Annotated in this window: 14 protein-coding genes; 8 read left to right on the top strand and 6 right to left on the bottom strand. The window is 71.0% G+C overall.

What is annotated here, in order from left to right:
• The first annotated feature begins 145 nt into the window (after positions 1-145).
• Both HNR67_RS04580 and HNR67_RS04575 read left to right on the top strand, forming a co-directional pair.
• Entirely contained in the window at positions 146-2,125 is a 1,980-nt protein-coding gene (locus HNR67_RS04580) for a TRAP transporter permease (RefSeq protein ID WP_312986421.1), read from the top strand.
• Positions 2,126-2,136: 11 nt separating this feature from the next.
• Positions 2,137-3,126, top strand: coding sequence for a TAXI family TRAP transporter solute-binding subunit (locus HNR67_RS04575; RefSeq protein ID WP_185000870.1), 990 nt, complete (start codon positions 2,137-2,139; stop codon positions 3,124-3,126).
• On the opposite strand, the gene HNR67_RS04570 is transcribed toward HNR67_RS04575, so the two are convergent.
• Both HNR67_RS04570 and HNR67_RS04565 read right to left on the bottom strand, forming a co-directional pair.
• Positions 3,123-3,962, bottom strand: a complete 840-nt coding sequence (locus HNR67_RS04570; protein ID WP_185010131.1) for a MaoC family dehydratase — start codon at positions 3,960-3,962, stop codon at positions 3,123-3,125. The two genes, HNR67_RS04575 and HNR67_RS04570, sit on opposite strands and share 4 nt — an antisense overlap.
• Before the next feature lie 10 nt (positions 3,963-3,972).
• A complete protein-coding gene (locus tag HNR67_RS04565; protein WP_185000869.1) occupies positions 3,973-5,319 on the bottom strand; it encodes a 3-oxoacyl-ACP reductase in 1,347 nt (448 codons plus the stop codon).
• Positions 5,320-5,406: 87 nt separating this feature from the next.
• Between HNR67_RS04565 and HNR67_RS04560 the strand changes: the two genes are divergently transcribed.
• Positions 5,407-6,687 carry an acetyl-CoA C-acetyltransferase gene (locus HNR67_RS04560; RefSeq protein WP_185000868.1) on the top strand — a complete coding sequence of 427 codons (1,281 nt, stop codon included), beginning with the start codon at positions 5,407-5,409 and terminating at the stop codon, positions 6,685-6,687.
• Here the strand turns inward: HNR67_RS04560 and HNR67_RS04555 are convergent.
• Together HNR67_RS04555 and HNR67_RS04550 are read right to left on the bottom strand one after the other, a co-directional pair.
• Complete coding sequence (locus HNR67_RS04555) at positions 6,684-7,298, bottom strand: SIMPL domain-containing protein (protein ID WP_185000867.1); 615 nt, start codon at positions 7,296-7,298, stop codon at positions 6,684-6,686. The genes HNR67_RS04560 and HNR67_RS04555 overlap by 4 nt on opposite strands.
• Positions 7,299-7,383: 85 nt before the next feature.
• Entirely contained in the window at positions 7,384-9,162 is a 1,779-nt protein-coding gene (locus HNR67_RS04550; protein WP_312986420.1) for an APC family permease, read from the bottom strand.
• A 151-nt stretch (positions 9,163-9,313) separates the two neighbouring features.
• On the opposite strand from HNR67_RS04550, the gene HNR67_RS04545 reads away from it, so the two are divergent.
• On the top strand, positions 9,314-10,507 hold the full coding sequence (locus tag HNR67_RS04545; protein ID WP_185000865.1) for an ATP-binding protein: 1,194 nt from the start codon (positions 9,314-9,316) through the stop codon (positions 10,505-10,507).
• A gap of 156 nt (positions 10,508-10,663) precedes the next feature.
• Complete coding sequence (locus tag HNR67_RS04540; protein WP_185000864.1) at positions 10,664-10,810, top strand: hypothetical protein; 147 nt, start codon at positions 10,664-10,666, stop codon at positions 10,808-10,810.
• 266 nt (positions 10,811-11,076) lie between these two features.
• Here the strand turns inward: HNR67_RS04540 and HNR67_RS04535 are convergent, their stop codons facing one another.
• Positions 11,077-11,823, bottom strand: a complete 747-nt coding sequence (locus tag HNR67_RS04535; RefSeq protein WP_221489770.1) for a class I SAM-dependent methyltransferase — start codon at positions 11,821-11,823, stop codon at positions 11,077-11,079.
• Between the two features lie 99 nt (positions 11,824-11,922).
• Between HNR67_RS04535 and HNR67_RS04530 the strand changes: the two genes are divergently transcribed.
• From HNR67_RS04530 to HNR67_RS04520, 3 genes are all read left to right on the top strand, one after another.
• On the top strand, positions 11,923-12,495 hold the full coding sequence (locus tag HNR67_RS04530; RefSeq protein WP_185000863.1) for a hypothetical protein: 573 nt from the start codon (positions 11,923-11,925) through the stop codon (positions 12,493-12,495).
• A gap of 163 nt (positions 12,496-12,658) precedes the next feature.
• Positions 12,659-13,039: a hypothetical protein gene (locus tag HNR67_RS04525; RefSeq protein ID WP_185000862.1), complete on the top strand. Its 381-nt coding sequence runs from the start codon at positions 12,659-12,661 to the stop codon at positions 13,037-13,039.
• 206 nt (positions 13,040-13,245) lie between these two features.
• Positions 13,246-13,854, top strand: coding sequence for a hypothetical protein (locus tag HNR67_RS04520; RefSeq protein ID WP_185000861.1), 609 nt, complete (start codon positions 13,246-13,248; stop codon positions 13,852-13,854).
• A 428-nt stretch (positions 13,855-14,282) separates the two neighbouring features.
• Here HNR67_RS04520 and HNR67_RS04515 read toward each other — a convergent pair whose 3' ends face one another.
• Positions 14,283-14,678 (bottom strand): NUDIX hydrolase, encoded by a 396-nt coding sequence (locus HNR67_RS04515; RefSeq protein WP_185000860.1) that lies wholly within the window; start codon positions 14,676-14,678, stop codon positions 14,283-14,285.
• Positions 14,679-14,683: the final 5 nt, after the last annotated feature.

The following is a 14,683-nucleotide window of genomic DNA, read 5'->3' as shown; positions in this document are numbered from 1 at the left end:
AGTAAGGGCCACCTTCACCCGGGATGGCGTCGTGCGGGCCACCGTAGGGCCAACCCCGGTGAACCGCGTGGTGAACGCCAGGTATTTCAGCCCATGGCAACTTGTGTCTTCAATTGTGACCTCCGGCACAGGTAGCGTCCCTGGCGTGACCGCGGTCGAGGAGCTGGTGGCCGAAGGGGACGAGGAACGTCCGGCCCGGCGGCTGAGCAGGCGATGGGACCTCGGGATCGCGGTGGTGACCTTCGCCATCGCGCTGCTGGTGCTGCGCCAGGTGTTCTTCCCGTTCAGCGCGGGCAGCCAGTACTACCTGATCGTCTTCCTCGGGCTGACCCTGCCGCTGGTCTTCCTGGTCTACCGCCCTGCGCTGAAAAGACGAACCGGCGCCGACGACCCGCATCCGGTCGACTGGCTGCTGGCCGCGTTGTCCCTGGCCACCGGGCTCTATCCGGTGGTCACCGGCTTCAACGGCTTCCTGGACCGGCAGGGCTCACTGTCCACGATGGACGTCATCGCGGGCGCGGTGCTGCTGGTGCTGATCCTGGAGGCCACCCGGCGCACCACCGGCCTGGTGCTGCCCGCGGTCTGCCTGCTCTTCCTCGCGCACGCCTACTACGGCGGGTTCCTGCCGCCTGGCTGGCTGATCGCGCACTCCGGCATCGACTTCGACCAGATCGTCAACGCCCTCTACAACGACGCCAGCGGCTTCTACGGCACCCCGCTGGACGTGGCCGCCACCTACATCGTGCTGTTCACCATCTACGGCGCGATGCTGGACGTCTCCGGCGCGGGCAAGTTCTTCGTCGACATCAGCTTCGCCAGCTTCAAGAACTCGCCGACCGCGCCCGGCCGCACCACCGCGCTCTCCGGCTTCCTGCTCGGCACCGTCTCCGGCTCGGGCACCGCGACCACGGTCAGCCTGGGCGCGGTCACCTGGCCGATCCTGCGCAAGGCCGGTTACCCCAAGGAGAACGCGGGCGGACTGCTGGCCGCCTCCGGCATCGGCGCGATCCTGTCCCCGCCCACGCTGGGCGCGGCCGCGTTCATCATCGCCGAGTACCTGCGGGTGCCCTACCTGGACGTGTTGCTGTGGGCCTGTCTGCCCACGGTGCTCTACTACCTGGGCATCGTGCTCGCGGTGGAGGCCGACGCCCGCCGCTTCGGCGCCAAGGCGGTCGAGGTGGACACGCCAAGCCCCTGGCGGCTGCTGCTCACCGGCGGCTACCACTTCGCCTCGCTGGGCATCATCGTGCTGTTCCTGGCCCTGGGTATCCCGGCCTTCTCCGCGGTGGTCTACGCCACCGGACTGGCCGCGCTGTTCGCGCTCGCCCAGCGCGTTCTGTCCAAACAGGACGGTTGGTCGCGGAGCTGGGCGCTGGACATGTTCACCGCGCTGTCCACCGGGGTGCGCAGCGCGCTGCCGGTGATCGCGGTCTGCGCGGCGGCCGGGGTGATCACCTCCACCATCACCAAGACCGGCCTCGGCCAGGAACTCTCCTCCGGACTGGTCTCCGCGGCCCGGTTCCTCACCGGCAACCCCACCCTGGTGCTGCTGCTGACCGTGCTGTTCGCCGCGATCGCGGTCAGCATCCTCGGCCTGGCGGTGCCGGTGACCGCGTCCTTCATCATCGCCTGGGTGGTGCTCGGCCCGGCCCTGGCCGAACTCGGCGTCTCCGATCCGGCGCGGGCGATGTTCCTGTTCTACTACGCGGTGCTCTCCGAGGTGACCCCGCCGACCGCGCTGGCCTCGGTGGCCGCGGCCGCGATCACCGGCGGCTCGGTGATGCGCACCATGTGGCAGACCTGGAAGTACACCCTGCCCGCCTTCCTGGTGCCGATCGCCTTCGTGCTGACCGAACACGGCACCGCCTTGCTGTTGCAGCGGTCCTGGGTCGAGGTGCTGTGGGTGTTCGGGGTGTCCGTGCTCGGTGTGGCCGCCCTGGCGATCAGCACCGGCGGCTGGCTGTTCGGCCCGGCGCGCTGGCCGGAACGCACGCTGTGCGTGCTGGCCGCGCTGCTCCTGCTCTACCTGCAGCCGTGGACGATCACCGCGGGTCTCGTGGTGTTCGCGGCGGCGGTGGTGCTGCATGTCGTGACGCGCAAACGCGAACCCGTGGGGACAACATGAGGGAAGCACCGATGCGATTGACCAGAGTTCTCGCCGCCGTCGCCGCGCTGAGCCTGCTCGCCGCGGGCTGTGGCGGCAAACAGCGGGACACCTCGGCCACCAACGCCAATGCCGCGCCGTGCGAGGCGAGCGAAGGCCGGGTCACCCTGGCCACCGGCAACGCGGGCGGCGTGTACTACGTGCTCGGCGGCGGCCTGGCCCAGGTGATCAGCGGCAACAGCAAGCTCAAGGCCACCGCCGCGGAGACCGGGGCCTCGGTGCAGAACATCCAGCAACTCGTCGCCGGTGACTACGACATCGCCTTCTCCCTCGCCGACACCGCGGCGGACGCGGTGGCCGGTCGGGACTCCTTCAACGGCAAGCCGCAGAAGGTGCAGGCGCTGACCCGGATCCACCTCAACTACGTGCACGTGCTGGTGCGCGCGGACGCCGGCATCAACTCGATCACCGACATGCGCGGCAAGCGGATCTCCACCGGTTCACCGCGCTCGGGCACCGAGGTGATCGCGAACCGGCTGCTGCAGGCGGCCGGACTGAACCCGGACAGCGATGTGCAGGCCCAGCGGCTGGACCTGACCAAGACCGTGGACGGTATGAAGGACGGCACCATCGACGGCCTGGTCTGGGTCGGCGGCCTGCCCACCGCGCAGATCACCGATCTGACCACCACGTTGAAGGACCGGGCGAAGTTCGTCGACGTGACCGGGCTGCTTGGCAAGCTCAAGCAGATCAACCCGGTCTACGACCAGGCGAAGATCCCGGCGGCCACCTACCGCACCCCGGCCGAGGTGCCCACCGTGGTGATCCCGAACGTGCTGCTGGTGCGCGAGGACTTCCCGGCAGGCAACGCCTGCGCGATCACCAAGCTGATCTATGACAAGAAGGACGACCTGGCCAAGGTGCACCCGGCGGCCAAGGACATCGACGTGCACAAGGCGACCGTGATCGACCCGATCCCGATGCACCCCGGCGCGTCGAAGGCCCTGGAGTCCTTGCGTTAACTGATGGTTCCGGCCAGATGCGGGCGGCCGTCCCCGGCCGCCCGCAGGTCGAACTCCCAGCCGTCGCCGATCCGCTCGGTGCGGAAGGCGACCTTGCCCGGCAACAGGATCGGCAGCTTGAAGCTCACCTCGGCGGTGTAGGCATCGGGCAGCCGTCCCTCGAACGCGGCCAGGCAGCGGGCCTTGCTCCACATGCCGTGCGCGATGTGCCGGGGGAAGCCGAACAGCTTGGCGCTCAACGGGTACAGGTGGATCGGGTTGCTGTCACCGGAGACCTTGGCGTAGCGCCGACCGATGTCCTTGGGCACCCGCCACAGCGCGGCGGCCTCGGGCAGCTCCGGCGTTTCCGGCCGGGATTCCTTGGCACCACTGGACTTCTCCCGCCGCAGGTAGGTGCTGACCTCGCGCCAGAGGACCTCTTCACCCACCGCGGCCTCGCTGACCACCTCGAACTGGCGGCCCCGGTCGTGGTCACCCAGGTTCTGCGCCCACACCCGCAGGTCCAGCGGTTCCCCGGCCCGCACCGGACGCAGCTGGTGGATCCGGTTGCCGATGTGCACCAGCCCGACCAGCGGGAACGGGAAGCCGGGCGCGGTCATCAGCTTGATCGCCATCGGGAAGGTGAGGATGTGCGGATAGGTCACCGGCAGCGTGTCGGTGACCCCGAACCCGCACACCCGGCTGTACTGGGCCAGCTGCGTCCGGTCCACCTCGACCGCGCGGCGCAGGTAGCCGGTGCCCGGCAACTCCTTGCCAGAGCGGGTGAATCCGGTCAGCACGGCCTTGGGGTAGAGCAGCCCGAGACCGGGCGCGCCGTCGAGTTCCTGAACCTCCACTGTGGACATATCAGGCTCCGAGCAGGCTCTGGCCGCAGACCCGCACCACGTTCCCGGTCACCCCGCCCGCACCCGGACTGGCGAACCACGCGATGGTCTCGGCGACGTCGATCGGCAGTCCGCCCTGCGCCAGGCTGTTCATCCGGCGACCGGCTTCCCTGGTGAACAACGGGATCGCGGAGGTAAGCCGGGTCTCGATGAACCCTGGCGCGACCGCGTTGACCGTGATGCCCCGCTCGCGCAGCGCGGGGGCCAGCGCCTGCACCACGCCGATCACGCCCGCCTTGGAGGTGGAGTAGTTGGTCTGGCCGAAGTTGCCCGCGACCCCGCTGATCGAGGACAGCCCGATCAGCCGTCCGCCGTCGTGGATCACGTTGTCCCGCAACAGGACCTCGTTGATCCGCTCCTGCGCGGAGAGGTTGACGTCGATCGCGGAGTCCCAGCGCGCGTCGTCCATCCGGCCCAGCGTCTTGTCCCTGGTGATGCCCGCGTTGTGCACCACGACGTCCACCCCGCCGTGCCGCTCGCTCAGGTGCGCGGCCAGGATCGCGGGCGCCTCGGCGCTGGTGATGTCGAGCTGCACGGTGGTGCCGCCGACCCGGTTGGCCACCTTGGACAGGTCCTCGCCCGCGGCCGGGATGTCCAGGCAGACCACGTGCGCGCCGTCCCTGGCCAGCACCTCGGCGATGGCCTCGCCGATCCCGCGCGCGGCCCCGGTGACCAGTGCGACCTTGCCCGCGAGGGGCCTGTCCCAGTCGGCGGGTTCGACCACCGGCGCGGTCCCGATCCGGACCACCTGCCCGGAGACGTAGGCGGAGCGGGCGGAGAGGAAGAACCGCAGCGTGGCGGCCAGGTTGGCCTCGGCGCCGGGTGCCACGTAGACCAGCTGGGCGGTCCCGCCGCGCTGGACCTCCTTGCCGACCGCGCGGGTGAAGCCCTCCAGCGCGCGCTGCGCCACCGACTGCCGCGGCGAGTCGAGAAGCTCGGGGGGAGTGCCCAGCACGATCACCCGGCCGTTGCCGCCGAGTTGGCGGATCACCGGGTGGAAGAAGCGGTACAGCTCGTGCAGGTCCTCGCTGCGCTCGATGCCGGTGGCGTCGAAGACCAGCGCGCCGTAGCGGTGTTCAGGGTCGGCCTCGGCCGCGCTGGTCAGCACGGTGGCCTCGACCGCCTTGAGCAGGTCCAGCACCGCCTCGCCGAGCCGTCCCTTGGGCGCCGAGCCGAACAGCACCGGCCCGTCCACCACCGGCTGCCCCGGCTGATGGCGGCGCAGCCTGGCGGGATTGGGCAGGCCGAGCCGTTTGACCAGCGTGCGGCCCACCGCGGAGCGCGCCAGCTTCTGGTACCGATCGGTCATGTGACACTCCCTACTCGCCAGTAAGACTACTCGTCAGTAGGTTATCCTCGCTAGGCTAGCAGCCAGAGATCCCGGCGAGGAGGCGCGATGTCCGCGAGCACGCGACGAGTGGCGGTCCTGGGTGGCAACCGGATCCCCTTCGCCCGTTCCAACGGCCCCTACGCCAGGGCATCCAACCAGGACATGCTCACCGCCGCGCTGGACGGCCTGGTCAGCCGGTTCGGCCTGCAGGGCGAACGGCTGGGCGAGGTGGTCGCGGGCGCGGTGCTCAAGCACAGCCGGGACTTCAACCTGACCAGGGAGACCGTGCTGGGCAGCAGGCTCGCCCCGGAAACCCCCGCCTACGACGTGCAACAGGCCTGCGGCACCGGCCTGGAGGCGGCCATCCTGGTGGCCAACAAGATCGCGCTCGGCCAGATCGAGGTCGGCGTGGCCGGTGGCGTGGACACCACCAGCGACGCCCCGATCGGCGTCAACGAGGACTTCCGCCAGGTGCTGCTCGACCTCAACCGGGCCAAGAGCCTCGGCAAGCGGCTGCGCCTGCTGACCAGGCTGCGGCCGACGCACATCGTCCCGGACATCCCGCGCAACGGCGAACCCCGCACCGGCCTGTCCATGGGCGACCACGCGGCGATCACCGCCGCGGAGTGGGAGATCAGCCGTGAGGCGCAGGACGAGCTGACCGTGGCCAGCCACCAGAACCTGGCCCGCGCCTACGACACCGGCTTCTTCGACGACCTGGTCACGCCGTACCTGGGCCTGGAACGCGACCAGAACCTGCGCGCCGACTCCAGCCTGGAGAAGCTGGCCAAGCTCAAGCCGGTCTTCGGCAAGGGCGAGGGCGCCACCATGACCGCGGCCAACTCCACCCCGCTCTCCGACGGCGCCAGCGCGGTGCTGCTGGCCAGCGAGGAGTGGGCGACCGCGCACCGGCTGACCCCGCTGGCCTACCTCACCCAGTGCGAGACCGCCGCGGTCGATTTCGTGCACGGCGGCGAGGGCCTGCTGATGGCCCCGGCCTACGCGGTCCCCCGGATGCTCGCCCGAGCAGGCCTCACCCTGCAGGACTTCGACTACTACGAGATCCACGAGGCATTCGCCTCCCAGGTCCTGGCCACCCTCAAAGCCTGGACCGACCCCGCCTTCTGCAAGGAGAAACTCGGCCTGGACGCCCCGCTCGGCGAGATCGACCGCGCCAAGCTCAACGTCAACGGCAGCTCACTGGCCGCGGGCCACCCCTTCGCCGCCACCGGCGGCCGGATCGTGGCCACCCTGGCCAAACTGCTGGCCCGCAGGGGATCCGGCCGGGGCCTGATCTCCATCTGCGCAGCAGGCGGCCAGGGCGTCACCGCGATCCTGGAGCGCTAGTCCAGCAGCGACCAGGTGGTGGTGCAGCGCGCGCCGACCGTGATCGCCTGCGGTTCCAGGTTCAGCGCCTGCACCGCCGGGCTCACCTCCGCGGCCATCGCGTAACCGCCTGCCCTGGCCATCGGCGCGTAGTGGGCGTCCTCGCCGTCGCTGATCCGCAGCAGCGGTCCGAGCCGCACTCCGAGCGCGCTGGCATAGCCCTCCGCGCGCCGCCGGGCGTCGGCGACCGCGAGCACCTGGGCTTCCCGCGCGGCCTCGGCCTGCTCGCTCAACTCCCAGTCCGGGCCGTTCAGCGCGGCCGGTTCGGCCGCGACCAGTGCCGCGACCACCCGCTCCAGCGTGGCCCGATCGGCCACCCGCAGCTGGTAGTGCTGTTCCGCGTTGGCGCCGATCTGGCGGTCGCCCTGCCAGTTCGGCTGCACGGACAGCCGCCGCGAGCGAACCTCGACGCCGTCCTGTTCCAGCAGTGGTTCGACCCCGGCCACCCGCTGCCCGAGCAGCGTGACCGCCTCGGTCCGATCGCCCGCGCTCGCGGTGAAACTCACCCACAGCTGGGCGCGGTCCGCGGTTCGCTCGACTTCTCCGGTCCCCTTCGTCACAACTTCAGCCACGCCACCCACCCAACTCGCCCTGGGCTCGCCCCGCAATGATTCCGGCGTATACATATATCTAGCTTGAACCCTAGAAAGTGCTAGATCAGGGCAGCCGGTAGTGCATCCGGCACACCGCGGCCTGGCTGCGGCCGCGCACCGCCCGCGCGATGCCGCCGCCCTGACCGTTGAGCAGCAACCGGATCCACCCGCTGCGCGGCCGCAGTTCGCCGATCAGCACCACCACCTGCTTCTCCGGCATGCCGCGCACGTAGGCCGCGATGGTGGCGCCGAGTCCGCCGCGGGTCCGCTCCAGCAGCACCAGCGGCACGTCCGGATGCCACGCGGTCCACACCGCGCCCAGCTCGCGCTGGCACTCCGCCGGTTGCCCGCCACCTGCCACGTGCACCGCGATCACCTTGTGCCCCAAGGATAACGCGGTGCTCAGGCAGTGCGAGGTGAGCACCGACAGCCCGGCCACCGGCACCACCACCAGCGCCGCCTCCGGCCGGGGCAGCTCGGGCAGCGAACCCAGGCCGAGCTGCCGCCCGAGCACCGCGTAGGCCCGGTGCACCCGGCGCAGCCCGAACACCAGCAGCGGCAGCACCAGCACCACCAGCCAGGCGCCTTCGGTGAACTTCACGATCGTCACCACCACCGCGGCCACCGTGCTCAGCACCGCGCCAACCAGGTTGAGCCACAGCCGCCTGCCGCGTTCGCCGCGGGTCAGCCAGTGCCGCACCATCCCGGTCTGGCACAGCGCGAACCCGACGAAGACACCGATGGTGAACATCGGCACCAGCACGTCGAGCTGTCCGCCGGAACCGATGATCAGCGCCGCGGCCAGCGCGGCCAGCACCAGCACGCCGATCCGGTGCACCAGGCGGTCCGCGCGCAGCCCGAAGGCGTGCGGCAGGTAGTGATCGGCGGCCAGCCGGGCAGCGAGCACCGGCAGGCCGCCGAAGGAGGTGTTGGCCGAGAGCGCGAGCAGCACCACCGTGGTGAACTGCACCACCAGGTAGATCGCGCCGTCCCCGACCGCGCCCTGCACCAGCAGCGACAGCACCGTGCGGCCCTCGACCGGGCGCAGGTCGAACAGCTCGACCAGGGCGGCCAGGCCCAGCAGCATCACCCCGAGCAGCAGGCCGAGCAGGGTCTGCGCGCGGGCGGCGCGTTGCGGGCGCGGGGCGCGGAAGGACGGGGTGGCGTTGGCGATCGCCTCGATCCCGGTCAGCGAGGCGCAGCCGTTGGCGAAGGCGGACAGCACCAGCAGCACGCCGACGGCCGCGGTGGTCTGGGTGGGCGCGGGATCGGGCAACGGGTTCAGCGGTGCGCCGCGCAGCAGCCCGATGCCGATCACCACCAGCACCGCGAGCACGAACAACGCGGTCGGCGCGGCGAAGGCGCGGGCGCTGGTGGCCACCCCGCGCAGGTTCACCAGGGTGACCAGCACCAGCACGGCAAGGCACAGCTCGGTGGTCCAGGGCAGCAGGGCGGGCACGGCCGAGGTCAGCGCGGCCACCCCGGCCGCGGTGGCCACCGCCGCGTTGAGCACGTAGTCCACGATCAGTGCGGCCGCCGCGACCAGTCCGGCCCGTTCACCCAGGTTGCGCCGGGCCACCGTGTACGCGCCGCCGCCGTCCGGGTAGGCGTGCACCACCTGCCGGTACGCGGCCACCAGCACCACCAGCAGCAGCACGATCGCGATGGTCACCGGCAGGGTCCAGCCGATGCCGGCCGCCCCGGCCGCGGCCAGCGCCAGCACGATGGCCTGCGGGCCGTAGGAGACCGAGGCGAGCGCGTCCAGGCCGAGGGCGGCCACGCCGGTGGTGGCGGTCAGCCGGTGCCGGTTCTCACCGGCCTCGGTCCGAGTCAGGGTCAGCACACGCCGCACTGTGCGGTCCTGGCACGACCGCGCCCGGCCTCCTTGACGCGATCCTGAGCCCGCCCACAGCGATCTTGACGCCGCCGACACGCGGGCCGGTCTTTCTGCCGCAGTATCGGAGTGGACCTAGAAACGCCGATACGGTCCGATCGTGGACCCGGTGCGCAATCCCTTCGCCCCAGGGGCAGGCCAGCGGCCGCCCGAGCTTGCCGGCCGGGACCGGGAGGTCGCCGCGTTCGAGGTGGTGCTGGAGCGCATCGCCAGGGGCCGCCCGGAACGCAGCCTGGTGCTCACCGGACTGCGCGGGGTTGGCAAGACCGTGCTGCTCGGCGAACTGCGCTCGATGGCCATCCGGCGGGGCTGGGGTGCGGGCAAGATCGAGGCCCGCCCGGACTCCGGGCTGCGCAGGCCGCTCTCGGCCGCCCTGCACCGGGCCGTGCGCGAGCTGGCCGTCCGGCACCGCGCGCCGGACCGGGTGGAGCAGGTGCTGGGCGTGCTCAAGGCGTTCGCGCTGCGGTCCACCCCGGAGGGCGCCAAGCTGCGGGACCGCTGGCAGCCCGGCATCGACGTGCCGGCGGCCAGCGGCCGGGCCGACTCCGGCGATATCGAGATCGACCTGGTGGAGCTGTTCACCGACGTGGCCGAGCTGGCCGCGGACGTGGGCACCGGGGTCGCGCTGCTCATCGACGAGATGCAGGACGTGCCGCCGGAGGACGTCTCGGCGCTGTGCGCGGCCTGCCACGAGCTGTCCCAGTCCGGCGCGCCGCTGGTGGTGGTCGGCGCCGGGCTGCCGCACCTGCCCGCGGTGCTCTCGGCCGGCAAGTCCTACTCCGAGCGGTTGTTCCGCTACGTCAAGATCGACCGGCTGGACCGGGCCGAGCACGACCGCGCGGTGACCGCGCCGATCGAACGTGAGGAAGCGGCCATCGCCCCGGCGGCGCTGGCGGCGTTGTTCGAGGCCAGCGGCGGCTACCCGTACTTCGTGCAGGCATACGCCAAGGCCGCCTGGGACGCCGCGCCAGGGGATCCGATCACCGCCGAGGACGTCGCGGTGGCCGAGCCGGAGGCCGCGGGCGAGCTGGCGGTGGGCTTCTTCGGCTCCCGCTACGAGCGGGCCACCCCGGCCGAACGGGAGTACCTGCACGGGATGGCGGTGCTCAGCGAGGGCCGGGACGAGCCGGTCGGCACCGCCGACCTGGCGCGACACCTGGGCCGCAAGCCCTCCTCGCTGTCCCCGGCGCGGGACGCCCTCATCAAGAAAGGCCTGGTCTACTCGGCCGAACGCGGCCGGATCGCCTTCACCGTGCCGCATTTCGGCCGGTTCCTGCTGACCGCTGGTGACTAGGTGAACACCGGACGAATCGCCGGTTACTTCCCGGTCGGTGCCGATGAATCATCGGCCTGTGGCCCGTCTCACCGGATAATCGGGTGCAATCGGGGTTTGGGTGGTGCATACTTGAGGCACAGACAACGAGATGCTTACTAAGGGGATGCAACTCAGATGAACCTCGTCGCGAAGATCCGGTCCCGCCGTGCACAGGCCCGCACCCGGCGAGCCGTGAACCGCGCGATCGACGCCGCCGCCACTCCGGCCATGCGGCACGAACTGATGGCCATTGCCGCCGCCCAGGTGACCTCCCTCCGCTGAGCCCGGTCCGGCGCGGACGCCCTACCTCGATTGGGCGAGCCCTCCCGTCGCCGTGACCCCACGGGGGAAGACGCACGGCCCCGACTTGCCTCCCGCCGGTCGGGGTCGTGCTGTTTCACCTGCACAATCACGCATCGCTGAAGTGACCCACGTCACTTACCCAATCGGGTGTAACGCCTTTGGGGGGCGTAGCGATGTTCTAGATGACCCCGCGGTGCTGTCGGACCCCCGACCTGGCAGCACCGCGGGGTTTCCCATATCTCGGGTCAGTGCAGAACCAGCAGGTCAAGCCGGTCGATGATCGGACCGCTGGCGCCGGCCGCCACTGCCGCCCGTAGCCGGTCCAGGCCCGCGGCATATTCCTCGGCGCGCAGCCCCCGCAGCAAAGTGTCACCGTTCTGCTGAATCCGGCCGAGCACTGTCCCCAGATCGGGTGCACTTGTCTGGGCGACCGACTCCAGGCTGACCTGCTCGAACCCGGCCACCCCGAGGTCCGCGCGGACCTCCGTCACGGTCGGGAAGCCCGCCAGCGCCCTGATGCCCTCCGGGAAGTACCGGAGCACGTTCAACTCCAGCGGCCGCTCCCGGAAGATCCCCCGGATCAGCACCGGCGCGCCCGGCCGCAGCACCCGGCGCAGCTCGTGCCCGGCGGCCACCCGGTCCGGCACGTGGTGGATCACCGTGGAGAGCCAGGCCCCGTCCAGCGAGCCGTCCTCGGCCGGGATGTGCGCCGCGTCTCCCGGCCGCACCGTCACCAGCGGGTGCGCCGGGATGTGCGCGCGCATGGCCTCGGCGGGTTCGATCGCGAGCACCCGCACGCCGAACCAGTCGGCCAGCGCGGTGGTGAACAGCCCGGTGCCCGCGCCCAGGTCGAGCACGCACGCGCCCGCGGCCGGGGCGAGGTGCCGCTCGATGGCCGCCCGCCAGTGCGTCAGCCCGGCCCTCGGGATCTCCCTGGCCTGCCGGTACGCGGCCGCGGTCGCGGTGTCGTAGGTGTTGAGTTCGCCGGTCACAGATCCTCCCCGGGATTTTCTCGTCAACAGGCAACCAACTAGTGCGCTAACAACGTGTAGGAGTCACCAGTCACGGCAAGACAGTCGGGGAGACTCGCCATGCAGACCAGGACCGCCCTCGCCACCCTCGCCCTCGCCGCGGGCGCGGCATTGCTCGCCGCACCGGCCGCCATGGCCCAGCCTGGCACCAACGCCTACACCGTGGACTTCGAAGGCGGGAAGACCGCCTTCGGCGCAGGCAGCACCTTCCATCTGCCGGCCAGGGTGATGATCGGCACCGACTGCGCGCCGGACAAGGCGAGCAAGGTCAAGATCAGTGGGATGGGCGAGATCCAGCTCAACGGCGGCAGCGCCGGGGTGGCGATGGGCGAGTTCACCATCCCCAAGGGGGTCAAGGGCGGCAAGCACACCATGACCTTCAGCTGCGGCCCGGTCGCCTACCGCGGCGAGTTCACCATCCAGGCCCCGCCGCCCGCGACCTCCCGTCCCCGGCCCAGCGCCAGTACCAGCGCGGCGGTGCCGACCAAGCCGAAGGGCGCCCCGGAGACCGGTGGCGGCGCCACCGCGGACTCCGGCCTCGGCGGGGTGCTCGCCGGTGGCGGCGCACTGCTGGCCGGTGCCGCACTCGGCGGCTGGGCGCTGCGCCGTCGCCGGGGTGGCGCGCAGAGCTGAAAGCGCTTGTATCGCAATACCTTCAGACGTCCGGCGGGGCCGCCGGTTGCCCGGAAAATCCAGCGAGTCTCGCCGGGTTTCGCCGACAACCGACGGCCCCGCCCGCACGTCCAGTGAAGCGAACACGGCGCGGGGGCGCTGTGTCACCACTGGGAGGAAAAGCATGAGGAGCAAGACCGCTTTCGCCGCGCTCGCCATCGCCATGGGGACCGCGGTGCTCGCCGCGCCACTGGCCAGCGCGGGCACGGTGCAGGTCATCGAGATCAACGCGGATCAGACGGTGAGCTACAGCGGTATCCCCGGCGACCGGCAGGGGGTGCTGGCAGGCAACGACATCGCCATCGTGGTGGACGACCGTCTCTGCCCCCGGCTCGAGTCGCCGTGGGTGGAGTCCGCGTTGTTCCCGGCCACCCCGCTGGCCAAGCCGGCAGAGGTGCTCTACGCCACCGTCCCGATGGCCGAGACCGAGCCCGGCCAGTACCAGGTGACCGTGGGCTGCACCCCCACGCACCGGGTGCAGGTGAACGTGCGGGTGCTCGAATGAACTAGCTGACCGTCCACAGGGGAGTCCGGTTTCCGGGCTCCCCTTCTTCTTGTCCGCCAACAGTGTTCGACGTCTGAGAGCACCTCGGGGTTGCCTCGGAAATTCGGCAATATTGGCCGATTTTCCCGGCAACCGGCACCGCCGCCCGGACGTGTAGGAGACGAACACGGCGCAGCAGCGCGGTGCTGAGAACTGGGGAGAACACCATGAACGCCAAGACCGCGATCGCCGCCGTCACCTTCGCCGCGGGCGCGCTCGTGCTGACCGCGCCGCTGGCTTCCGCCGGTCAGTTCCAGACCATCGACATCAGCCCGAGCCTGTCCGTCACCTACCTGGAGACCGGCGGCCGCAACGGGGTCCAGGCGGAGAAGGAGCTGACCATCCGGGTGGACCCCAAGACCTGCCCGAAGGTCGAGAAGCCGGTCGTCGAGTCGCCGCTGTTCGGGACCGACGAGCTGATCGAGCACGACGGCAGGCTGTCCACCCGGGTGTTGCTTGGCAAGGCCAAGCCGGGCGAGCACCAGCTGACCATCGTGTGCCACAAGGGATACCGCGCGCACGTGAAGTTCCAGGTGCTCGCGCCCAAGCCGCCGGTCACCTCCGTCAAGCCCACCACCAGCCCGGCAAAGCCCAAGCCCACCACCACGACCAGCACCGCGGCCGTCCCGGTCAAGCCCAAGGGCGCCCCGGAGACCGGCGGCGGCGCCACCGCCGAGGACAACACCGTGGGCTACCTCGTCGGCGGCTCGGTGCTCGCCGCGGGCCTCGGCCTCGGCGGCTTCGCCCTGAGCCGCCGCCGCGCCGGCCAGAACTGAGCAGCCACGCCATGAGCGCGAGCGGGGAAGGCCGTCCGGCCGTGGGGGTACGGGCGAGCTTCCCGTTGGCGGAAAAGGAAAAAGAACCGCGGCCGCGCGCCGGTGTGGAGTAGCCGGCGCGCGACCGCGGCGACCTGTCCGCCCATGGACAGGCCACCCGAGACCCGAACAGCGCTGCCCCTGCGCCGCGGGGTCCCCAGGGACGGTCCACACCGGTTCCGCACTCGCCGGGAACCACCCGGTCCGGCACCGCCCGAACCGACTGACCCCGTCCCACCGAGCACCCCGGCACCGCCCGGACCCCGCCCCACCAGCGCCACCCAGCACCAGCGGATCAAGAGCCCGACCGGCCCATCCGTCCCTGTTCGTCCCTTGCTTCAGACTCGAAGACGAGCAAATCCCAGCCCCGGTTCAACGTGTGACCGGCGTCACAATCTCCGTGGGTCTGCGAACCAGTGCGCCACCGACCGCCGATACCCCTCGGGCATGACCAGCCCCGCCACCTGATCCGCCGCGAAGAAGCCGACTTCCCGGTGCTCGGCGGACAGTGTCGGCGCCACGTCGTCGGCCGGATGACAGCCGTAGGTCACCACGAACACCTCCCGCCCGACCTGCTCGATCAGGTACAGCCAGGAGTCCAGGATCGGCCCGACGGTCACCGCGCACCCGGTCTCCTCCCATATCTCCCTGGCCAGGCACAACTCCGGCGTCTCCCCGGCCTCGATCCGCCCCCCTGGCAATTCCCACTCCCCCCGGTCGTTGCGCAACAACAACACCCGCCCCGCCCGGACCAACACACCCTTGATCGACACCGGATAGCCCACCGCGT

The sequence above is a fragment of the Crossiella cryophila genome (genome assembly GCF_014204915.1).
Lineage (GTDB): Bacteria > Actinomycetota > Actinomycetes > Mycobacteriales > Pseudonocardiaceae > Crossiella > Crossiella cryophila.
Note: the sequence above shows the minus strand (reverse complement) of the source record. Positions and strands in the feature narration are given on the sequence as shown.